We start from the raw sequence: 21,134 nt of genomic DNA, 5'->3' as shown, positions 1-21,134 counted from the left end.
ATCACAATAACTCACAGTGTCTGGCACCCCTGGCAGAAACAGCTCGAGCGCCCGTTGACCACAACCTTGCGCATCTCGGTGCCGCAGCGCAGGCACGGCTGGCCCTCCCTGCCATAGGCGTTGAGCGAGCGTGAGAAGTACCCGCTCGCGCCGTTGACGTTGACGTAGAGGGAATCGAAGCTGGTCCCGCCCTGTTCCAACGCCTTGGCCATGACGTCGCGGGAGTGCTCAAGCACCCGTACCGCGTCCGACTGGCGCAGCGACCTGGCCCGCCGCGTGGGCTTTACGCCCGCCGCCCACAGCGCCTCGTCGGCGTAGATGGAGCCAATTCCGCTGACGATCGCCTGGTTGAGCAGCACCGTCTTAATCGCGGAGCTGCGCGTGCGCACGAGGCGGGCGCGCTCGACGATGTCGAAGTCTGCCTCGAACGGGTCCGGCGCAATGTGGCCAATCGACTCCGGGACGCCATCTTCGCCCAGCGAGACGTACTGCCAGGAGCCGAAGGTCCGCTGGTCCACGAACGCCAGCTCGACGTCGTCAAGCAATGCTCGAATCCGCAGGTGAGGGCTCACCGCGGTGCCGGGAGAGCCGACGAGCATTTGGCCGCTCATGCGGAGGTGAACCATGAGCGCGGCGCCGTCGTCAAGCGTCAGCCACATGAACTTGCCGCGCCGCCCCGTGCCGGTGACCCGCCGGCCCGGCAGCATTTCGCGGAGGTCGACGGAGTTGCCGCGCACCGCCCGCGGGTGCAGCACCTCCACGGTGCTGAAAGTCCGTCCGACAAGATGGGTGTCGAGGCCGCGGCGCACCACCTCAACCTCAGGCAGCTCCGGCACTACCCCTGCCTCGCCACGGCCTCGGGGTGATCGCGCAAGAACGCCACCGCGACACGCGCCGCCTCCTGCTCCGCGAGCTTCTTGTTCGGCCCGACGCCGCGCCCGCGCGACTGCTCGCCGACGAGCACGTCGGCGGTGAACGTCTGGTCGTGATCGGGGCCGACCGAGGTCGCGCGGTACTCCGCCGCCGGGGCCTTGAGCTCCGCGAGGCGCTCCTGCAGCACCGTCTTCCAGTCCTGGTGGCGGCCCGTGGCCGTCGCGCTCTCCAGCTTCGATTCAAACAGCCGCAGCACGACGTCGCGCGCGGGCTCGAAACCGTGCTGGCGGTAGATCGCGCCGAACAGGGCCTCGGTGGTATCCGCCAGGATCGAGTCCTTGTCACGGCCACCCGTGACCTCCTCGCCCTTGCCCAGCAGCACATGCGCCCCGAGGCCAATCTCGCGCGCCACATACGCCAGGCCATAGCGCGAAACTATCGACGCCCGCATCTTCGAAATGTCCGACTCAGGACGCGAAGGAAATCGCTCGTAGAGGCTGTTCGCCACGGACAGGCCGAGCACGGCATCACCGAGGAACTCGAGGCGCTCGTTGTTGGGCAGCGGACCGTGCTCGTTGGCAAACGAGCGGTGCGTCAGCGCCAGACGCAGGATCTCGGGCTCAACCTCGACGCCGAGGGCGGCGAGCAGCGGGGCGTGGTCGACGCGCCCGAATGCCTCGTTCCACGCCTCCTCGCCGGTTATTTTGGTGCGGCGGGAGCGACTCACAAGAACTTCTCCAATCCGGCCCAGCGCGGATCAACCCGCTCCTCCTCGCCCGAGATCCCGTCCGGGCTGGGCACCTCACCCGCGTTGACGCACTCGGGCTCGCAGACCGGGTTGAACGGCAGGGTCATGCCCATCTCGTCGATAAACGCCTGTTCAAGGTCGACCGTATCGTCGACGACGGCCATGATCTCGTCGCCGGAGCCCTTGTCCTGGTCGTCATCGTCTGCGCCGACGATGAAGTCGTCGGAGGCGGAAAAGACCTGGTTCACCGTCGCGGAAAACTCCGGGGTCAGCCTGGCCAGGCAGCGCACGCACTCGCCCTCGAGGGTGCCGGTGGCGGTGGCATCGACGAGCACGCCCGAGCCGAGCGGGGTGATCGTCGCTTCGACCGTGACTTCGGCGCCCTTGGGCAGGGCAATCATTTCCGGGCCGATGCGTGACGGCGAGGGCCCCGTCTGCGTTGTGGTGACCGGAAGACCATCTCCGTGAACTGCTTCGGCGACGTTAAAGACAAAAGGATTAGCCATAACAGCCACCACCCTACAACGATGAACGGGAACTAGTAATCGAGCTCCGAGCCGGAGCCGTCGTTACGCGGGCGGCGCACCCGCTCGCGGCGCTCGACGCGCTCAATCCGCTCGCCCGAGCGCGGGCGATCGTAGCGCTCGCCAGCCGCTCCAGAAGCCCCGGCGCCGCGACGGAGCGCGGAGCGGTCAGAGGAGACCGTGCGCAACACAGAAGAAAGTGATTCCTCGAAATCGGCGAGCTTCGAATCAACGTAGCTATCGCACTCGGCGCGCAAGCGCGAGGATTCCGAGTGCGCCTGCTCAACCAGGCGGTGCGCCTCTTCGTCGGCGCGACGCATGACCTCTGATTCCGAGATCAGACGCTCCTGCTCCGCCAGGCCCTGCTCAACCGAGCGCTGGTACTCCTGGTTGCCGTTCTGGATCAGGCGCTCCGCCTCGCGCTGCGCGCCGGCGATGGTCGAGTCCGCCTCCTCGCGCGCGCGAGTGACGGTCAGCTCCGCGTCCTCCTCGGCGTTGGCGACGAGCAGGGTCGCGCGCGACTGGGCGTCGGAAAGCATGTCCTCAGTGCGGGTGTGGACGTCGGACATAATCTCGCGCGCCTCGGCCTCGGCGCTGCCGACGATCGCGTCGGCGCGCTCCTGGGCCCCGCGCAGGATCTCGTCCTGGTTGTCCAGCACGTCCTGGGCGTCGTCGATCTCGACGGGGTAAGCGTTGCGGATGTCGTCAAGAAGTGCGAGCACCTCGTTGCGCGGCACCATGCAGTTGGAAGTCATCGGCACGCCGTAGGCCTGCTCCACGGTCTGGACAAGTTCATCGAGAGCTTCGAATACGCGGTACATAGTGCTTTAGAGTACTGCGCCAGCGCGCCTGCCTCGGGTTCGGCGCGCGGGGGTTTGTTGGCGCGGCTGGTTGGGTCTAAGCGGGTGTGGTTCGTGTTGACCGGGTGGATGTGCGCGTGTGCGCGGTTTGGACTGCGCGATTTAGGGAATCTGTAGTAGCAAAGTCCCTGTTCGTGGGTAGGCCGCTCAGGTAAATTGCGCAATGCCCATTGCGCAGTCGGCTCCGCCGCGCACGCGGCAAGGAACACGAGTCTCGATCGCCCCACAAGCAGCAACGGTGCGCTTGCCGTAGGTCTCAGGTTGCCCCAACACGTCCGCGCAGTTTGGACTGCGCAATATAGCGAATCTGCACCAGCAAAGTCCCTGTTCGCGGCAGGCCCGCTCAGTTAGTTTGCGCAGTCCACATTGCGCAGTCGGCCCCGCCCATCCATGACCAGGAACACAGCCCTCACCCGCCCCACAAACAACACCGGCGCGCTTGCCGTAGGTCTCGGGCGGCCAGCAACGCGTCCGCGCAGTTTGGACTGCGCAATTTAGTAAATTTGCGTCAGCAAAGTCCCTGGTCGCAACAGGCCCGCTCAGCTAAATTGCGCAGTCCACATTGCGCAGTCGGCCCCGCCCATCCACGACTAGGAACCCAAGCCCGCGCCCGACCCAAAAACCGACCCACCCCACGCATCCGCGCAGTTTAAACCGCGCAATCCACCCACCAGAGACAGCAAAGCCCCTGGTCGCAAACAACCCGCGGAGCCAAACTGCGCAGTCCACAGCAGGCCCCGCCGCTCAAGCGACCAGGGACACACCCCAGCAAAGAGGCTAGATAACGCCCTGAGCAAGCATCGCGTCGGCGACCTTCTTGAAGCCGGCGATGTTCGAGCCGACGATGTAGTCGCCCTCGCGGCCGTACTCCTTGGAGGTCTCGTCGGCAACCTTGAAGATGTTCGACATGATCTTATGAAGGCGGTCGTCCGTGTAATCGAAGGTCCAGGAATCGCGCGAGGCGTTCTGCTGCATCTCCAGCGCGGAGGTTGCCACGCCACCAGCGTTGGCGGCCTTGCCCGGCCCGAAGCTGACCCTGTTCTCCCGGAAGACCTCGACGGCCTCCGGGGTCGAGGGCATGTTCGCGCCCTCGGCGACGTAGCGCACGCCGTTGGCGACCAGGTTCTTCGCGTGCTCGCCGTTGAGCTCGTTCTGGGTCGCGCACGGCAGTGCGACGTCGGCGCTGAGGTCCCAGATGCTGCCGTCGGAGTGGAAGGTCGCGCCCTCGGCGTCGTCGACGTAGGTGCCAACGCGCTCGCGCCGGACCTCCTTGACGTCTTTAAGCAGCTCGATGTCCACGCCGTTCGGGGTCTCCACCCAGCCGGAGGAGTCGGAGAAGCCGATCACGGTCGCGCCGAGCTCCTGGGCCTTTTCGATGGCGTAGATCGCCACGTTGCCGGAGCCGGACACGATAACCTTGGCACCGTCGAGGGACTCGCCGCGGGCCTTCATCATCTCGTCGGTGAAGTAGACGCAGCCGTAGCCGGTGGCCTCGGTGCGCACGAGGGATCCGCCCCAGCTCAGGCCCTTGCCGGTGAGAACGCCGGACTCGTGCTGGTTGGCCAGGCGGCGGTACTGTCCGAACAGGTAGCCGATCTCGCGGCCGCCGACGCCGATGTCGCCGGCCGGGACGTCGCGGTACTCACCGATGTGGCGCCACAGCTCCGTCATGAAGGACTGGCAGAAGCGCATGATCTCGCGCTCGGACTTGCCCTTCGGGTCGAAGTCGGAGCCGCCCTTGCCGCCGCCGATGGGCAGGCCGGTCAGCGAGTTCTTGAAGATTTGCTCGAAGCCCAGGAACTTGATGATGCCCAGGTTCACCGATGGGTGGAAGCGCAGGCCGCCCTTGTAGGGGCCGAGCGCCGAGTTGAACTGCACACGGAAGCCGCGGTTGACGCGGACCTGGCCGTTGTCGTCGACCCACGGCACGCGGAAGATTATCTGGCGCTCGGGCTCGCACAGACGCTCAATCAGGCCGTAGTCGGCGTAGTAACTGTCCTTCTCCAGCACGATCTTGAGCGAGTCGAGCACCTCGGCGACCGCCTGGTGGAACTCCGGCTCGCCGGCGTTGCGCTTGAGAAGTTTATCGTAGTAGCTGGCCACTTCTTGATCGATATTGGTCATGCGAATCCCTTTCCGTGGATGATCTCCAGCGGCCCGCGTCGAGCAGGGCCCTGGTTCATCCTCGCGTTGAACAAATATACCTAGCGTACAGCAGGTTTTAACCCTCCCCACACTACAGGCGCACCGGCGTCCGCAAAGCCGGGCGCCGACTCCGTTAAGACCGGGCACCTTGGTCGACCGCTGAACCGCGGCGCTAAAGTGGGCCCCAGCAGCACATTTACCACGCTTGAACCACTACTTCCAAGGAGCACTATGACGCGTATCACGCAAGGATCCCCCACTGTCGTCATCGCGCCCGACGCGTTCAAGGGAACGGCGAGCGCTCAGCAGGCCGCGAGCTGGCTTGCCGACGGCATCATCAGCGTGATCCAAGACGCGAACATCATCGCCGTCCCCATGGCCGACGGCGGAGAAGGAACGTCAAGCCTGTTTGAGGGCGAGCGCATCACGCTGCCCACCACCGACGCGGCGGGCCGGCTCACCGAGGCGACCTACACCTTTGATGCCGAAACCGAAACCGCCTACATCGACGTCGCCGCGGCGACCGGGATGCCCGCGGTCAAGGACAACCCCGTCGCGATGACAGGCGACACGTACGGCACGGGCGTGCTCATCGCCGACGCCGAGACCCGCGGCGCGCGCCGCATCGTGCTCGGCCTCGGCGGATCGGCCACCGTCGACGGCGGCACCGGCATCCTCGTCGCGCTCGGGGTCAACCCGCTCAACGCCGCGGGCTACAACCTCCCGCCCGGCGGCGGCGCCCTAGTCGACCTCGCCGACTTCGACACGGCGAAGATGAACATCCCCGCCGCCTCCATGGAGTGGATCCTGCTTGCCGACGCCCTCGTCCCCGCCACCGGCGAGCGCGGCGCGGCGCGCATCTTCGGGCCACAAAAGGGCGCGAGCGAGGAGGACGTGGAAAAGCTCGACCGCGCGCTGGCCCAGTTGTGCGAAGTTACCGGCGTCGACGGCTCCCGCCCCGGCTACGGCGCTGCGGGCGGGATCGCAGTGGGCCTGAGCTGGGTGTCGAAGCTCCTGCACGGCACGGAGGAGCACGTGCGCGTGCTGCCGGGAGCCCAGGTCATGGCCCAGGCGAACGATCTCCCCGACAAAGTCGCGACGGCTTCGCTCGTTGTCACCGGCGAGGGGCGCTTCGACTCGCAAACCGCCGAGGGCAAGGTGGTGAAAACGGTCCTCGATCTCGTTTCCCACACGGACGCCGTGGCCGCGGTGGTGGCCGGCTCCTTCGAGGCCGAGGTCGACTCCGCCAACCCGGCCGTGACCGTCACGCTCGAGGAGCTGGACGACGTGCAGGAGCAACTCACCCGCGCCGGCACGGAGGTCGCTGCACGCTACCGCAGGATCTCCACGACCCAGGGGTAAATCGACGGTTGCTCAAAGCGCTGCTCCTGCTCCAGGGCAGCCGGGTCGCGCGGCAGCTGCGCCTTGGGTGTGAGGATGCGCGAGAGCCCCATCGCGAGCTGGTTGTAGCTCGACGCGCCGGCAGCCGAAATGGAGAAACGGTGCGGCTGCGCCCCGGCCTCATCCGGGTCTTCACCGCGGTCGGCCTCGTAGACTCCCTTGAGCTGGGCGTGGGTGTGGGCGTCGAGAAGCGGGTGCGACTCGTGGCTGACCGAGGCCGAGTCGAGCACGCCGCGGGAGACCAGGATGTCGAGGGCGCGGGCGAAGGCGCCTTCAACCTCGCCGGCGGCGGCGTCGGGCACGAGAACGTCGAATTGGATGACGGGCATGACGCTAGGTTAGCTAATACGCTTTAACGTCATGACCTTCCCCGCGCACCCCTACCGCAATGCCCTTACCACCATGGCGGACGGGACGATCAAGCAGATCAACCCCTTTTCGGGCACCGAAGTGTGGACGGTGCCGGGTCGCGGCAACCGCCCATTGTCCACCGCTACCAAGGACCCGACGGAGCTGACGCCGCACGACTTCACCCACAGCTGCAACTTCTGCGAGGCCCACGCGCTGTCCACACCGCCGGAGAAGGCGCGCATCGTCCGCGACGACGCCGGCTGGCGCATCTTGAAAAACCTCCTGCCCCACGAGCTGGCCGCCATCCGCGCCGAGTTCCGCCGCGTACCCAACCTGTTTGAGATCGTCTCGTACAACTACTGGAACAAGAACTACGGCTACGTCATGCCCGACGAGCAGCAGCGACACATGGAGCGCTACCTGGGCGACCCCGCCGGGCGCGAGCACGTCTTCGACACCGTGCGCACCCGCCTGCGCGCCAGCGGCAAAAGCGCCGACGTCAGCGAGGAGGAACTGCTCGCGCTCGCCCCGGCCTACTTCGGCGGTGGGCACGACGTGATCATCGCGCGGCGCCACTTCGTCGACGACGCCACCGATTCCTCCCAGCTCGCCTCCTCCGGCACCCTGTCGGTGGACGAGCACTACGCGTTTATCTCCTTCACCATTGCCTCCATGCACGAGCTCTACGACCGCAACCGCTACGCGCCCTACGTGGTGGTCTTCCAAAACTGGCTCGCCCCGGCGGGCGCTTCCTTCGACCACCTGCACAAACAGCTCGTAGCTATCGACGAGCGCGGCGTGCAGGGCGAGATGGAGCTGGCCAAGCTGCGGCAGAACCTCAACATGTACAACGAGTGGGGAGTAAACTACGCGTTTTACAACAACCTCGTCATCGCGGAAAACGACGAGGCAATCCTGATCGCAGGCATCGGGCACCGCTACCCCACCATGAGCATCTACTCCAAGTCCGCCGCGACGCACCCGTGGGACATGAGCGATACGGAAGTCCGCGGTTTTTCCGACCTGTTGCACGCCGCGCACGCGGCGACGGGGCCCGACGTCGCGTGCAACGAGGAGTGGCACCACAAGCCTGTCGACGTGGACGTGCCCATGCCGCTGCGCGTGAACCTGAAGTGGCGCGTGTCCACCCTCGCCGGTTTCGAGGGCGGGACAAAAATTTACGTCAACACGCTGTCGCCGACCGACATTCGGGATCGGATGGTGACGCGTTTGTATGGGCGTCGAAAAGCGGGCGCGATTGCTGCCGACATCAGGATCGCCACCGAGTGCCACCCGGCGCGCAACGTCTTGCGCTACAACCCGCGGCTGACCTAGCTAGGGTGGCGGGTACACAAGCGGAGGAAGTGAGAAGGAACACAGTGAACGACATCAGCGCCATACTGGACAGCTACGAAGTAGACCCCGTGTGGCAGCGCCGGCTCTACGAGCTGCTGCACGCCAACCCCGAGCTGTCCATGCAGGAGGAGGAGACGCACCGCCGGATCCTCCACGAGCTCAAACGCTTTGACTGCGAGGTCATTAGCCCCATCGGCCCCTACGGGGTGGTGGCGGTGTTCCGCAACGGCGAGGGGCCGACGGTGCTCTTCCGCGCCGACTTCGATGGCCTGCCCGTCACCGAGGACACCAACGTATCCTACGCCTCCCACAAGATGATGACCGGGCGCGACGGGAAAACCGTGGGCACCATGCACGCCTGCGGCCACGACATCCACACCACCGCGCTGTTGAGCCTGTGCGATTTCCTCGACCACACTCGTGACAGCTGGTCGGGCACGTTCGTGGCGCTGTTCCAGCCCGGGGAAGAAACCTCGGAAGGCGCGATGTCTATGGTCGATGACGACCTGACCAGCCGCGTGCCGCGCCCCGCAGTGTGCTTCGGCCAGCACGTCATGCCGGGCCGCGCCGGCCAGGTGATGTCCAAGGCAGGGCCCCAGTTTGCGGCCTGCGACTCGATCCGCATCGTCATCCCCGGGCGCAGCGCGCACGGCTCGATGCCGCACAACGCTATCGACCCGACGTACACCGCGGCGATGATCATCACCCGGATGCAGGCGATTGTGGGCCGCGAAGTGGACCCGAACGACTTCGCTGTGATCTCCGTGGGCACCATGCGCGCCGGCTCGGTGACCAACATCATCCCGGCCAGCGCGGAGCTGACGCTGAACTGCCGCTTCTACTCCGACAAGACGAAGGAGAAAGTGTGCGCCTCCATCGAGCGCGTCGTCCACGCCGAGGTGCTCGCGTCCGGCATGACAGAAAAGCCCACCATCGAGTACTTCGCCCACGGTGAGCTCTTGACCAACGACGCCATCGTTTACCGCAAGGTTCGCCCCACTTTCGACGCGGTGTTCGGCAAGGACTCGGTCAACGCCCCGCGTAAGACGGTGTCGGAGGACTTCCCGTTCATTCCCATGGCGTTCGGCGTGCCCTACTTCTTCTGGCTGATCGGCTGCACCCCGCGCGAGCAGTGGGACGTGGCTGTTGCCGCCGACAGGGTGGCGGAGGACGTGCCGGTCAACCACATGGCCAACTTCCTGCCGGAGTACGAGCCGACGATCAACGCCGCGACCCGCGCGGCCGCGGCCGCGGTGCTGACTTATCTGGCGGGATAACGTTATCCCGGTAGGCTCGGTAGCTGACTGCACCAGCACACGACACCGAAGGTGGCGACAATGTCCGAATCTGCCCAGCCAACATTCGTCGAATCCATCCCCGGCCACGTCCGGGGGTTTTCCGGGGCGACACCGCAAAATTCAACCGTTAAGAAGTACTGGACCGGTTTGTCCGCGGCCGTTATCGACCAAATCGCTGATGATTGGGACGCGACGCGCAAGGCCTACGCGGCGACGCGTCGTCAAGCGTACTTCTCCGCCGAGTTCCTCCAGGGCCGCGCGCTGCTGAACAACCTCACCAACCTCGGGCTTGTCGACGAGGCCAAGCAGGTAGCAAACGAGCACGGCTTCAACCTCACCGACGTGCTCGACGCCGAGCACGACGCCGCGCTGGGCAACGGTGGCCTGGGCCGCCTCGCCGCCTGCTTCCTCGACTCCGCCGTAACCCTGGAGTACCCGCTGACCGGTTACGGCCTGTTGTACCGCTACGGCCTCTTCCGCCAGGAGTTTGTCAACGGCTTCCAAAAGGAGCACCCGGACGCCTGGAAGGAATCCTTTTACCCGTTCATCGTGCGCCGCGGCACGCAGCAGCGTGTGGTCACCTTCGACGACATGAGCGTGCGCGCGGTGCCCTACGACATGCCGATCACCGGCTACGGCACCAAGAACGTCGGCACGCTGCGGCTGTGGGACGCCAAGCCGATGCACGAGTTCGACTACGACGCGTTCAACTCGCAGCGCTTCTCCGACGCCATCCTGGAGCGCGAGGCGGTTCACGATCTGACGCGTGTGCTCTACCCGAACGACACCACCTTCGCGGGCAAGGTGCTGCGCGTGCGCCAGCAGTACTTCTTCGTCTCCGCCTCGCTGCAGGAGATGATTGACAACTACATCGTCCATCACGGCGAGGACCTTCGCGACTTCCACAAGTACAACTCCGTGCAGCTCAACGACACCCACCCGGTGCTGGGCATCCCCGAGCTGATGCGCCTGCTCATGGACTCCCACGGCATGGGTTGGGAGGACGCGTGGGAGGTGACCACGAAGACCTTCGCCTACACCAACCACACAGTGCTGGAGGAGGCGCTGGAGCGCTGGGACGTGGCGATTTTCAAGCAGCTCTTCTGGCGCATCTGGGAGATCGTGGTGGAGATCGACCGCCGCTACCGCATCGACATGGAGTCGCGCGGCATCGCCCCGGAGGCGGCGCACCACTTCTCGCCCGTGCACGACGGGCAGGTCCACATGGCGTGGATCGCCTGCTACGGCTCCTACTCCGTCAACGGCGTGGCGGCGATGCACACCGAGATTCTCAAGCGCGAGACGCTGAACTACTGGTATGAGATGTACCCGGAGCGCTTCAACAACAAGACCAACGGCGTGACCCCGCGCCGCTGGCTGCGCATGTGCAACCCGCGACTCTCCGCCCTGCTCGACCGGCTGCTGGGATCGGATGCCTGGGTCACGGACCTGCCCAAGCTCAAAGAGCTGCGCCACTTCGCCGACGATGCAGAGGTGATGCGCGAGCTGCGCGAGATCAAGGACGCGAACAAGCGCGACTTCGCCGCGTGGATCTACGACCACCAGGGCATCGAGATCGACCCGGACTCCATCTTTGACACCCAGATCAAGCGCCTGCACGAGTACAAGCGCCAGCTGATGAACGCCCTGTACATCCTCGATCTGTACTTCCGCATCAAGGACGACGGGGAACGTGACGTGCCGAAGCGCACGTTCATTTTCGGAGCGAAGGCCGCTCCCGGCTACACGCGCGCCAAGGGAATTATCAAGCTGATCAACTCCATCGCAGAGCTGGTCAACAACGACCCCGAGGTGTCGAAGTACCTGACGGTGGTGTTCGTGGAGAACTACAACGTCTCCCCCGCTGAGCAGATCATCCCGGCCACCGACATCTCCGAGCAGATCTCCACCGCCGGCAAGGAGGCATCGGGCACGTCCAACATGAAGTTCATGATGAACGGTGCGCTGACCCTGGGCACGATGGACGGCGCGAACGTCGAGATCGTCGAAGCGGTCGGCGAAGACAACGCCTACGTCTTCGGTGCGCGCGAGGAGGAGCTGCCCGAGCTCAAGCGCGGCTACAACCCGCACGCCCTCTACGAGTCCGTCCCGGGTCTCAAGCGCGTGCTCGACGCGCTCGTCGATGGCACGCTTGACGACGCCTCCACCGGCGTCTTCCACGACATCCGCGGCTCGCTTCTCGACGGCCAGGGCGCCGAGCCCGACGTGTATTACGTGCTGGGGGACTTCGCCGACTACCGCGCCACCCGCGACCGCATGAGCGAGGAGTTTTACGCCGATCCGGACCACTGGGCGCGGATGTGCTGGATCAACATCTGCGAGTCCGGCCGCTTCTCCTCCGACCGCACGATCAGCGACTACGCCACCGAGGTGTGGAAACTCGAGCGCACGCCTATTGAGGGCCGGTAATGGATCACCTCGCGCGCGCGGTCGAGATTGCCGTGGAGTCGGCGCGAACGGGCGGTGGCCCGTTCGGGTGCGTGGTGGTTACGGAACGCGGCGTCTACGAGGGGCACAACGAGGTAGTTTCGCGCTGTGACCCCTCGGCGCACGCCGAGGTTCAGGCGATCCGCGCCGCCGCGCGGGCGCAACGCACCCACCAGTTATCGGGGGCCGTGCTGTACGCCTCGGGCCAGCCGTGCCCGATGTGTTTCGCGGCGATTCGCTGGGCCCGCATCGATGAGGTCTACTACGCCGCGACATACGCTCAGGCCGCCGACGCGGGTTTCGACGATTCCTTCATCTCCGACGTCATGGTCGGGCGTGTCCCGGATCCCTCACCCTTCCGCCACGTGCCGCTGGATCAGTCCAACGCGCCCTTCGAGGCGTGGGCGGCCAACTCCGATCGGGTGGAGTACTAGCTCTTTAGCTCGAGCACCCGCTGCAACTCCTCGGCTCCTGCCACGCTCAGCGGTGAGGCCGGTTCGACAAATGACAGGTACATCGGAATAACCTCTCCCGAGCGCACCGCCGCGATCGAGTCCGCCCCGGGCAGGGAGGTCACGGCGCCTGCGGCGTTGTCCTCGCCTGAGTTGAGCACGACGATGACGTCGGGGTTCGCCGCAACGAGCTGCTCGGCGCTGATCTCGAAGACGCGCTCGCTGACATCCGCGAAGACGTTGCGCAGGCCCAGCGACTCGGACACCGGCGCCGCCATCGAAGCCGCGCCGTAGCCGTAGGTCGTCCCGCCCTCGACTCCGGGGTAGACGAACGCGACGCTTCTGCCCGAGCCCACGGAGGCATCGAGCTGGGCTACGCGCGTATCGACGCCCTCCTTCACCGCCCCGGCGCGTTCCGGCACGCCCATCGCGCGGGCGTAGAGGTCGATGTGGGCGTCGACATCCGCCCAGCTCGCGGAGGTGATCTCACCGCAAAACCCCGGCTCGGAGAGAATCGGGACTTCCCCGGCGGTCTGCGGGTTGACGGTGTCGCTGTAGCCGATGATGAGGTCGGGGTTTTCGGCCATGACGGCCTCTTTGGTGATCTGGATGTGCCCGGTGCTGTTGAGGCGGTCTGACAGCGACGCAATGGCGTCGAGCTGGGCGTTGACGGCATCGGTGAAGTACTCGGGCGGGAAGAAGCCCGCCTTGGCCACGACCTTGTCAAGCACCCCGAGGCCATCCAGCGTGGCCACCGCTGTGGAGTCCTGCAGCACGACGCGCTCGGGGGCGTGGGTAAACGCCACCTCGCGCCCGCAGTTGCCCACGGTGTAGGCGGCCTCGGAGTGCGGGGCCGGCGCGCAGGAGCACAGCAGCGTTGCGGCCGCAAGCGTCATCCCGGTTAGGGCAAAGGTGGGTTTCACGGTTGTTCCTCTCGTGTGAATGTCACATGGTTGCCCGCGCGGTGGACGCGGACGTTGTAGATCGGCTCGAGCACCTCGGGGACGAGCACCTCGCGTGGGGCTCCCGCGGCGGCGACGCGACCGTCAGCCAGGACGTAGACCTCATCGCAGTAGTCGAGGGCGTGGTTGAGGTCGTGGAGCACCACCACGGCGCCGCCGTCGAACTCGCGCAGAATGTGGAAGAGGTCGAGCTGGTGGTGGATGTCGAGGTGGTTGCCGGGTTCGTCGAGAAGCAGGTAGCGCGGGCGCTGCGCGAGCGCGCGGGCGATCATCGCGCGTTGCCGCTCCCCGCCGGAGAGCTGGTCCAGCGGCCGGTGCGCCAGCCCCAGCAAGCCCACCTTCTCCAATGCGGTGGCGACCTCTTCTACCCCGCGACCGCGCCGGTCCCGGTGCGGTAGGCGCCCGAGCGAGACGAGCTCGGCCACGCTCAACCGGTCGTTGAATGAGGGCTCTTGGCTGACCACCGCGACTCTCCGGGCGAGCTCGCGCGGGGAGAGTGTGTTGAGGTCCGTGGCGTCGATACGCACCCGGCCCGCCGTCGGTGTGAGCGCTCCGAACAAGCACTTCAGTAGGGTTGTCTTGCCCGCCCCGTTCGGCCCGACGATGCCGGTGACTGACCGGTCCGCGCATTCTACGTCTACCCCGCGCAAGATGGAGCGGTACTCGATACCGCGTGCCTCGATCACTGTTTCTCCCCCGATCGTGCCACCAGAACGACCAGAAGCGGGGCGCCCACCAGCGCGGTGAGCACGCCAATCGGGATTTCCTGGGGTGCCAAGAGCGTGCGCGAGGCCACGTCGGCGGCCACGGTAAGGCCCGCACCGAGCGCGGCCGCGACGGGGAGGACGTGACGGTGCAGACCGCCGACGAGGCGGCGGGCGATGTGGGGGACAACGAGGCCAACGAAACCGATCGAGCCGGCCACCGACACCACGGCACCGACCACGAGGCAGCACACCACGACGAAGATAAGCCGGGTGCGATCCGGGTGCACCCCGAGTGTTCGGGCGGCGTCGTCGCCGAGCGTGAGGGCGTCGATACGCGTGCCCAGAACCCAAAAAGCCAGGCAGCAGGCACAAACCACCGCGATGGTGGCCCAGAGGACCGGGCCGAAGGCGGCCATGGACAGCGAGCCCAGCAGCCAAAACATCACCGAACGCGCGCCCTGCGCATTATCGGAAGCGAAGACGAGCAGGGAGGTCACGGCCGTGAGCGCGTAACCGACAGCCACCCCGCCCATGAGCAAGCGTGCCGACGACAACCCGCCCCCGCCCCGCGCCAGAGCGAGCATGAGCACGGATGCGGCGGCGGCACCGAAAAAAGCCATCGCCTGCAGCGCGAGCGCGCCGAAGATCCCGGTGCCGACCCCGAAGAGGATCGCGGCCGCCGCGCCCGTCGACGCTCCGGCGTTGATCCCGAGGATGTAGGGATCAGCCAACACGTTGGCCACCAGCGCTTGAAGCACGACGCCGGCCACCGCCAACCCCGCACCCACCGTCGCCCCGAGCAGGACCCGCGGCAGGCGGATGTCCCAGACAACGCTGCTGTACGTGGCCAGTTCCTCGGGGATCGTAGCGCCCGCGAGGTGGCGGCCGATGACGTCGGCGGCGACTCCCGGGGGTACGACCGTGGGGCCGGCGGCCACGGCGATCACGCAGACGGCGACCGTTGCGGACAATGCCGCGGCCGACCACCCCAGCGCGCGGGTGCGCGCGCGATGCAGCCCCAGCGTGTCGCCCATGGGCACCTCCCTAATCGGTCATTCAATTGATCGTTTGACTATTGCACACAAGCACACACTACTCCCCAGGTGAATAATGGAGCCTGTGAGGAGCCGGAATGTCTGATCTCGAACACACCATCGCCATCGCCGACGAGTGGGCGCCGACGTTTCGCCTGCTTGGCGACGCCACACGCCTCAAACTCCTCTGCGCGATCCACTTCTCCGGGCAGCACGCACTGACCGTCGGCGAGCTCGCCGAGGCCACCGGGATCAGACTTGCCACCGCATCGGCCGCGCTGCGGGCGCTTCAGGCCGCGGGCACGGTCACCGCTCGGCGCGAGGGCCGATCGGTCTTCTACGGGATGCGCGACGACCGCGTCCACGAGCTGCTGCACTTCTTCGGCGCCGGGCACGCGGGAAGCTAGAAGGCTCATCGGCAGCATGTGCCGTTCTTCGGGGCCTGCGGTACGGCTCGCGCGGTGGTGCGGGTTATTAAGGCACGTCGGAAGTGGGCCAGGTTTGAAGGCGCGACCACACCTGAAAATGGCTCCGCCTGGAACGTCCGCTTCCCGGTCTTTCAAAGTGACGCCTCTATCTGCTGGCACGGAGTTGTCGATAACGGCACCCACAATGGGCTCACCGGCAGATCTTCGTTCAGCGCCACCTAGCGTGTGCCTGAACCATCCCGGCGCCGGCATCTACCCACCGCAGCAGCGGCCAGGACAACCCACGTTGAGAAGAGGAACGGCCACGTGAACGTTGGCAGGGAATCGCTGCGTAGCGCGGCGGTCAGCGCCACGCTCACCAGCACCCCGGCCGCGGCCCAACCGACGCGCGACTTCAGCGACGATGCGACCGGGACAACCGCCCCCAGCGCCATGGCTGTGAGCACACCGGAGTACGTCATCAGTCCAGTCGATGCGGGCTCGATACCGACCACCACGTCGGCCGCGGCGGTGGCAATGACCGCCCCGGGCAGACCGAACCCCGCCACCGCGGGCGCCCCCAGGGCCACACCGGCGAGGATGAGTGCGCCGGTAAGGGGGCCGTCGGCAAGCACGACCTCCGCGAAGCCATTGAGCACTCCCAGGCCGAACCCCTCGATCACACCGCCGTCCGAGGTCGGGCCCGTCCCCGCGGACTGAGTCGGGATAAGCAGGAACATTGCGGAAGCAAGCAGACAAAACGGCGCCGTGGACACGGGCAGGCCGAAGCGCGCCAAGGCGGGAGCGCTGAAGGCCCGCTCGACAAGCTGGAAGACAACGACGGTGGCAAAGCCACCGCACACCGCGAGCAACACCCCCGACGCGATGGTCGGTGCCACAAGCCACGAGACGACACCGACGAGGGCCCTGTTGAAGCCCGCGATGCCCTCGCTCCGTGTTTGCCGGTCCTGCCCCATCGCCCACGCGCCGACCTCCTGCGCGGCGGCGCCGAGCAGCATGAAGATGGCCGCTAGCGGGTTGTACACCGCTACTCCGGCGGTGATGAGCAGGCCTGTGCGCCAGTCGGCGATGAAGAAAATCTGGGATACGCCCCGTAGCACCGGCGCGACGGCGCCCGCCGGGGTGTGCATACTCAGCGCGCTCATGGCGCGATTGCCTCCTTGTCCTTGATAAAAACTAGTACTTGCGCAGCCGCAGCGGCCCGCGGCCATCCGCCTCTCGGCAGATCTCGACCACCGCGTCGTGGAGTGCTGCGATGTCAGCTGTGTTCGATGAGAGCGAGCGGATCGAAAACGCCGCGGGCGCTCCCGGCCATGGCGCGCCGATGCGGCTGAGCGCGCAGTGGAGGTTCGGCGAGCGTGCGGCGTCGACGGCGCCGGCTAAGGCGTCGGCACGCGAGGCGAGCTGCGGGCCAGCGACGATGAGCTGCCCGCTGTGGCTGTATCCCTCCATCACTCCCATACCGAGGTCGCCGGCCGCCGGGATGAGCCGCAAGTTGTCCACGGCGAACGGCACCTCCCTACCATCAGTGGAGAGCCGCAGCTCGGTGCGCATCCGCAGCTCGTCGAAGGAAAACGCCGTTCCTTCCGGTGACCACCCCGGTGTGACGATCTCCCCCATCACCAGCCGCGATGACGGTTCGATCACCGCCACGGACTCCTGGCGGTAGGTGCCCTCGCGGTAGACGATGAGCTGGTCGGGCAGGTACTCGAACGTCGCATCGCGCCCCACGTTAACCCGCATCCGCTGGACGGCCGGGCCTTGCGGGGTGCGGTAGACTTTCGTGGCCGACTGGGTGGTCACCAAAAGCGAGGCGGCGTCTTCGACGTCGAAGTCCAACGAGTAGGAATCCGCGCCGAAGTACGCCCCGCCAGGGTTGATCACCGTGTAGGTGACCTGGCCGGAGTCGTCGAGGTAGTGCGGGCGGATCACCCGCAGCGCGCCGGAGAACTCCTGCTGCGCCGCAAAGCTCCTGCCGGACGCGTCGCGGGCGACGCGCAGGCGCAGGCGGCCTCCCCTCACTGGTTGAGGTCCAGCATGAGGGCGTCGTGACGCAGCCAGTCCAGCACCCGGTCGAGGCCCTCGTCGGTCTTCAAGTTGGTAAACGCGAACGGCTTGTCTTTGCGGAACACCTGCGAGTCGCGCTCCATCACCGCCAGGTCGGCGCCGACGTAGGGCGCGAGGTCGGTCTTGTTGATGATGAACAGGTCGGACTTGATCATCCCCTGGCCCGCCTTGCGCGGGATCTTCTCGCCCTGGGCGACGTCGATGATGTAGATGGAAAAGTCCACCAGCTCCGGCGAGAACGTCGCCGAGAGGTTGTCGCCGCCGGATTCGACGAAGATGACGTCGAGGTCCGGGAAGCGGGACTTCAGCTCCTCGATGGCCGCCTCGTTCATGGAGGTGTCCTCGCGGATCGCGGTGTGGGGGCAGCCGCCTGTCTCCAGGCCGACGATGTGGGCGTCGTCAAGCACGGAGTTGCGCGCCAGGATGTGCGCATCCTCGATGGTGTAGATGTCGTTGGTGATCGCCGCCATGTGTAGCTCACCCTCGACCGCGCGCGAGATGCGCTCGAGCAGCTGCGTCTTTCCCGCCCCGACGGGGCCGCCGACGCCGATAATGACCGGATCCATGTGATTTCTCCTTAACTCATAAACAAGCGCGAAAGCTGGCGCTCGTGGTTCATCTGCGCGATCTCCAAGCCCGGCGCGATCGCACCGAGGTCTTCTTCGCGCAGGCTTTGCGACGCCTCCACCGCGCCCACCACCCACGGCTGCGCCTGCCGGATGAGGCGCTGCCCGGCGTTTTGCCCGAGCGGGATGGCGCGCACCGCGTTCTGCACCAGCGAGATGACGCAGGCGTAGACGTGCTGGGCCACCGCGGAATCGGAGTCGATGCCCGCATCCCGCGCCACGAGCGCCCACACGATCGCCGGGTGGCCGAACGCGCGGCCCGCCTTGAGAGCCTCGGCGTAGGCGGAAAGGGCATCGCTGGGGTAGTTCGCCGCCGAGATGGTGAGCATGCGCTTGCCCATTGTCATCCCGGCCTCGCGCACCTGGGCGGGCAGGGCCTGGGCGGTGACCAGCTGATCAAGGCGCTCGACCTCGTGCGCTTCCCGCGCGGCCATCACCGCACGGACCGCCAGCGCGTCGGTAAACGTCAGCTGCTGGGCGATAAAGGACTCCAGCCAGTGTGCAAAGCCCTCGGCGCTATCGATCGCTCCGGTTTCGAGGTAGCTCTCGAAACCGAAGGAGTGCGCGAACGCCCCGGTCGGCAGCGCTGAATCTGCCAGCTGCATGCCGGTGAGCAGGCGGGCCACATCCGCCATCAGTGGGTGTGCTCCGCGTGGCGGAAGGGCACTTCCATGACGCGCTCGCGGCGCTCGAACGCGACGCCGTGGTGGGCGAGGAAGTCCTCCACGGTGTGGTCGTAGAGCACCACCATGACCTCGGCGCCGAACTCGCTCTCAGCGCCGAAGAACTGGGCTTGCAGGTGGCGGTTTCCCAGCGAGTGCGCGACAAACCCCATCTGGCGGATGGAGTCGGGGCGGATGACGATGACGTCGCTCGGAAGCGTCGCCACCACCACCGCGTTGAGCCCGCCCTCGTTTTCCTCAAGAAGCAACACGTCGCCGTCTTTCAGGTCGGGCGCGCCCGGCACCAGCCGGATGCCGAGCTCGCGCCCGTGGTCCGTACTCACCCGCTGGATGCGCTTGACCAGGTCCTCGCTCGGCAGCGAGACCTTTTCCACGTGCACCCCCTCGAGCCGACGCGCCATCTCGGGCTCGTCGATGGTGCCTGCAATCTCGGTGATGATCATGAGACTTCCTCCTAGAACAGCATGTAGCGCTGGGCCAGCGGGACCGTCGCCGCCGGCTCGCAGGTGATCCGCTCGCCGTCGACCGTGACCTCGTAGGTCTCCGGGTCCACCGCGATCGTGGGAGTGGCGTCGTTGAGCTTCAAATCCGCCTTGGTCAAGTTCCTGATCCCGTGGACGGGGCGCACCTTTTTGCGCAGCTGCAGGATCTCCGGTACGCCGCGCTCGATGGCGGCCTGGGACATGAACGTGATCGACGAGCGGTAAAGCGCAAGCCCGTGGGCGCCGAAGGATTCGCGGTACATGTTCGGCTGGGGCGTCGGGATCGAGGCGTTGGGGTCGCCGAGTGCGGTGTAGACGACCTGGCCGCCCTTGATCACGGACTCGGGGCGTACGCCGAACATCTGCGGCTCCCACAGCACGAGGTCGGCGAATTTGCCCACCTCGACCGAACCGACCCAGTCATCGATGCCTTGCGCGATGGCCGGGTTAATCGTGTACTTGGCAATGTAGCGGCGGATGCGGAAGTTGTCGCCGAAGATTCCCTCGTCCTCGGCGAGCTTGCCGCGCTGCTTCTTCATCGAATCAGCGACCTGCCAGGTGCGGATGATGACCTCGCCGACGCGCCCCATCGCCTGGGAGTCGGAGGAGGTAATCGAGAAAATCCCCATGTCGTGCAGCACGTCCTCCGCAGCGATCGTCTCGGGACGGATGCGCGAATCAGCAAACGCAACATCCTCCGGCAGGTTGGGGTTGAGGTGGTGGCACACCATGAGCATGTCGAGGTGCTCGTCGACGGTGTTGACGGTGTATGGAAGCGTCGGGTTGGTCGATGCCGGCAAGATGTTGGATTCCCCAGCGAGTTTGATGATGTCCGGCGCATGCCCACCGCCGGCGCCCTCGGTGTGGAAGGTGTGGATGACGCGGCCCCCGATGGCGTTTCGGGTGTTTTCCACGAAGCCAGCCTCGTTGAGGGTATCGGTGTGCAAGGCGACCTGGATGTCGAACTCGTCGGCGACCTTGAGCGCGGTATCGATCGACGCCGGTGTCGCACCCCAGTCCTCATGAACTTTCAGGCCCGCAGCACCTGCGCGCACCTGCTCTGCGAGCGGGGCGACGGATGAACCGTGCCCTTTGCCGAGGATGCCGAAGTTCATCGGGTAGTGCTCGAAGGAGCGCAGCATGTTGAAGATGTTCCACTCGCCCGGGGTGATCGTTGTGGCGCGGGTGGATTCGCTCGGGCCGGTGCCTCCGCCGAACATGGTGGTGATCCCCGATGCGAGTGCGGTGGGGATCTGGTCCGGGCTGATGAAGTGGATGTGGGTGTCGATTCCGCCCGCGGTGAGGATTTTGCCCTCGCCGGAGATGATGTCGGTGGCCACGCCGATGGTGATGTCGACACCGTCCATCACGTCCATGTTGCCGGCCTTGCCGATCTGCGAGATGTAGCCGTCGCGCACCGCGACGTCGGCCTTGTACACGCCGGTGTAGTCGATGACCAGCACGTTGGTGATTACCACATCGGGCACGTTGTCACCGCGCACGTGGCGGGAGTTTTGCCCCATGCCGTCGCGGATGACCTTGCCGCCGCCGAAGGTGGCTTCCTCGCCGTAGGTGGTGTAGTCGTGCTCGACGGTGGCGAACAGGTCGGTATCCGCCAAACGGACGGAGTCCCCGGTCGTCGGGCCGTAGAGTCCCGTGTAGTTGTCGCGGTCCATTGTGAAGCTCATG

Annotated in this window: 21 protein-coding genes; 6 read left to right on the top strand and 15 right to left on the bottom strand. The window is 66.2% G+C overall.

Going from position 1 to position 21,134, the window contains the following annotated elements; all coding sequences use genetic code 11:
- Window positions 1-11: 11 nt before the first annotated feature.
- From mutM to gdhA, 5 genes are all read right to left on the bottom strand, one after another.
- The gene (gene mutM / locus E3227_RS07970) at window positions 12-836 is read right to left on the bottom strand and encodes a bifunctional DNA-formamidopyrimidine glycosylase/DNA-(apurinic or apyrimidinic site) lyase (RefSeq protein ID WP_144318123.1); all 825 of its coding nucleotides are present in this window, start codon (window positions 834-836) and stop codon (window positions 12-14) included.
- Complete coding sequence (gene rnc, locus E3227_RS07965) at window positions 836-1,600, bottom strand: ribonuclease III (RefSeq protein WP_144318122.1); 765 nt, start codon at window positions 1,598-1,600, stop codon at window positions 836-838. The genes mutM and rnc overlap by 1 nt, the downstream gene beginning before the upstream one ends.
- Complete coding sequence (locus tag E3227_RS07960) at window positions 1,597-2,127, bottom strand: YceD family protein (protein WP_246062659.1); 531 nt, start codon at window positions 2,125-2,127, stop codon at window positions 1,597-1,599. Before E3227_RS07960 ends, rnc begins: the two co-directional genes overlap by 4 nt.
- Window positions 2,128-2,159: 32 nt before the next feature.
- Window positions 2,160-2,966, bottom strand: a complete 807-nt coding sequence (locus E3227_RS07955) for a DivIVA domain-containing protein (RefSeq protein WP_144318120.1) — start codon at window positions 2,964-2,966, stop codon at window positions 2,160-2,162.
- A gap of 816 nt (window positions 2,967-3,782) precedes the next feature.
- The gene (gdhA, locus tag E3227_RS07950) at window positions 3,783-5,129 is read right to left on the bottom strand and encodes an NADP-specific glutamate dehydrogenase (RefSeq protein ID WP_136651575.1); all 1,347 of its coding nucleotides are present in this window, start codon (window positions 5,127-5,129) and stop codon (window positions 3,783-3,785) included.
- A gap of 252 nt (window positions 5,130-5,381) precedes the next feature.
- Here gdhA and E3227_RS07945 point away from each other — a divergent pair, with 252 nt between their 5' ends.
- Window positions 5,382-6,512: a glycerate kinase gene (locus tag E3227_RS07945; protein ID WP_136651574.1), complete on the top strand. Its 1,131-nt coding sequence runs from the start codon at window positions 5,382-5,384 to the stop codon at window positions 6,510-6,512.
- On the opposite strand, the gene E3227_RS07940 is transcribed toward E3227_RS07945, so the two are convergent.
- Window positions 6,482-6,880 carry a hypothetical protein gene (locus E3227_RS07940; RefSeq protein WP_136651573.1) on the bottom strand — a complete coding sequence of 133 codons (399 nt, stop codon included), beginning with the start codon at window positions 6,878-6,880 and terminating at the stop codon, window positions 6,482-6,484. The two genes, E3227_RS07945 and E3227_RS07940, sit on opposite strands and share 31 nt — an antisense overlap.
- A gap of 31 nt (window positions 6,881-6,911) precedes the next feature.
- Here E3227_RS07940 and E3227_RS07935 point away from each other — a divergent pair, with 31 nt between their 5' ends.
- Genes E3227_RS07935 through E3227_RS07920 form a run of 4 tightly spaced genes read left to right on the top strand, consistent with a single transcriptional unit; the run spans window position 6,912 to window position 12,438 of the window.
- Window positions 6,912-8,237, top strand: a complete 1,326-nt coding sequence (locus E3227_RS07935) for a DUF4921 family protein (RefSeq protein WP_211346221.1) — start codon at window positions 6,912-6,914, stop codon at window positions 8,235-8,237.
- A gap of 44 nt (window positions 8,238-8,281) precedes the next feature.
- Complete coding sequence (locus E3227_RS07930) at window positions 8,282-9,535, top strand: amidohydrolase (RefSeq protein WP_136651572.1); 1,254 nt, start codon at window positions 8,282-8,284, stop codon at window positions 9,533-9,535.
- A gap of 60 nt (window positions 9,536-9,595) precedes the next feature.
- Window positions 9,596-11,986, top strand: coding sequence for a glycogen/starch/alpha-glucan phosphorylase (locus tag E3227_RS07925; RefSeq protein WP_211346220.1), 2,391 nt, complete (start codon window positions 9,596-9,598; stop codon window positions 11,984-11,986).
- On the top strand, window positions 11,986-12,438 hold the full coding sequence (locus tag E3227_RS07920; RefSeq protein WP_136651570.1) for a nucleoside deaminase: 453 nt from the start codon (window positions 11,986-11,988) through the stop codon (window positions 12,436-12,438). The genes E3227_RS07925 and E3227_RS07920 overlap by 1 nt, the downstream gene beginning before the upstream one ends.
- On the opposite strand, the gene E3227_RS07915 is transcribed toward E3227_RS07920, so the two are convergent.
- The 3 genes from E3227_RS07915 to E3227_RS07905 are packed head-to-tail and all read right to left on the bottom strand — an operon-like array spanning window position 12,435 to window position 15,159.
- Window positions 12,435-13,379, bottom strand: a complete 945-nt coding sequence (locus E3227_RS07915; protein WP_246062658.1) for an ABC transporter substrate-binding protein — start codon at window positions 13,377-13,379, stop codon at window positions 12,435-12,437. The two genes, E3227_RS07920 and E3227_RS07915, sit on opposite strands and share 4 nt — an antisense overlap.
- Window positions 13,376-14,104 (bottom strand): ABC transporter ATP-binding protein, encoded by a 729-nt coding sequence (locus E3227_RS07910; protein WP_144318118.1) that lies wholly within the window; start codon window positions 14,102-14,104, stop codon window positions 13,376-13,378. Before E3227_RS07910 ends, E3227_RS07915 begins: the two co-directional genes overlap by 4 nt.
- Window positions 14,101-15,159 (bottom strand): FecCD family ABC transporter permease, encoded by a 1,059-nt coding sequence (locus E3227_RS07905; protein WP_144318117.1) that lies wholly within the window; start codon window positions 15,157-15,159, stop codon window positions 14,101-14,103. Before E3227_RS07905 ends, E3227_RS07910 begins: the two co-directional genes overlap by 4 nt.
- Window positions 15,160-15,257: 98 nt before the next feature.
- Between E3227_RS07905 and E3227_RS07900 the strand changes: the two genes are divergently transcribed.
- Window positions 15,258-15,566: an ArsR/SmtB family transcription factor gene (locus tag E3227_RS07900; protein WP_006840017.1), complete on the top strand. Its 309-nt coding sequence runs from the start codon at window positions 15,258-15,260 to the stop codon at window positions 15,564-15,566.
- A 239-nt stretch (window positions 15,567-15,805) separates the two neighbouring features.
- On the opposite strand, the gene E3227_RS07895 is transcribed toward E3227_RS07900, so the two are convergent.
- Genes E3227_RS07895 through ureC form a run of 6 tightly spaced genes read right to left on the bottom strand, consistent with a single transcriptional unit; the run spans window position 15,806 to window position 21,133 of the window.
- Entirely contained in the window at window positions 15,806-16,732 is a 927-nt protein-coding gene (locus E3227_RS07895) for an urea transporter (protein ID WP_170228655.1), read from the bottom strand.
- A 31-nt stretch (window positions 16,733-16,763) separates the two neighbouring features.
- On the bottom strand, window positions 16,764-17,609 hold the full coding sequence (locus E3227_RS07890) for an urease accessory protein UreD (protein ID WP_144318115.1): 846 nt from the start codon (window positions 17,607-17,609) through the stop codon (window positions 16,764-16,766).
- The gene (gene ureG, locus E3227_RS07885) at window positions 17,606-18,220 is read right to left on the bottom strand and encodes an urease accessory protein UreG (protein WP_144318114.1); all 615 of its coding nucleotides are present in this window, start codon (window positions 18,218-18,220) and stop codon (window positions 17,606-17,608) included. The genes E3227_RS07890 and ureG overlap by 4 nt, the downstream gene beginning before the upstream one ends.
- 11 nt (window positions 18,221-18,231) lie before the next feature.
- Window positions 18,232-18,915, bottom strand: a complete 684-nt coding sequence (locus tag E3227_RS07880; RefSeq protein WP_144318113.1) for an urease accessory protein UreF — start codon at window positions 18,913-18,915, stop codon at window positions 18,232-18,234.
- Window positions 18,915-19,406 (bottom strand): urease accessory protein UreE, encoded by a 492-nt coding sequence (gene ureE, locus E3227_RS07875; RefSeq protein WP_144318112.1) that lies wholly within the window; start codon window positions 19,404-19,406, stop codon window positions 18,915-18,917. The genes E3227_RS07880 and ureE overlap by 1 nt, the downstream gene beginning before the upstream one ends.
- A gap of 11 nt (window positions 19,407-19,417) precedes the next feature.
- On the bottom strand, window positions 19,418-21,133 hold the full coding sequence (gene ureC / locus E3227_RS07870; protein WP_144318111.1) for an urease subunit alpha: 1,716 nt from the start codon (window positions 21,131-21,133) through the stop codon (window positions 19,418-19,420).
- Between the last annotated feature and the right edge of the window lies 1 nt (window position 21,134).

Origin of the sequence: Corynebacterium sanguinis (genome assembly GCF_007641235.1) — a bacterium.
In the GTDB taxonomy this organism is placed as follows: Bacteria; Actinomycetota; Actinomycetes; order Mycobacteriales; family Mycobacteriaceae; genus Corynebacterium; species Corynebacterium sanguinis.
This window is presented reverse-complemented; position numbering and strand designations above follow the sequence as displayed.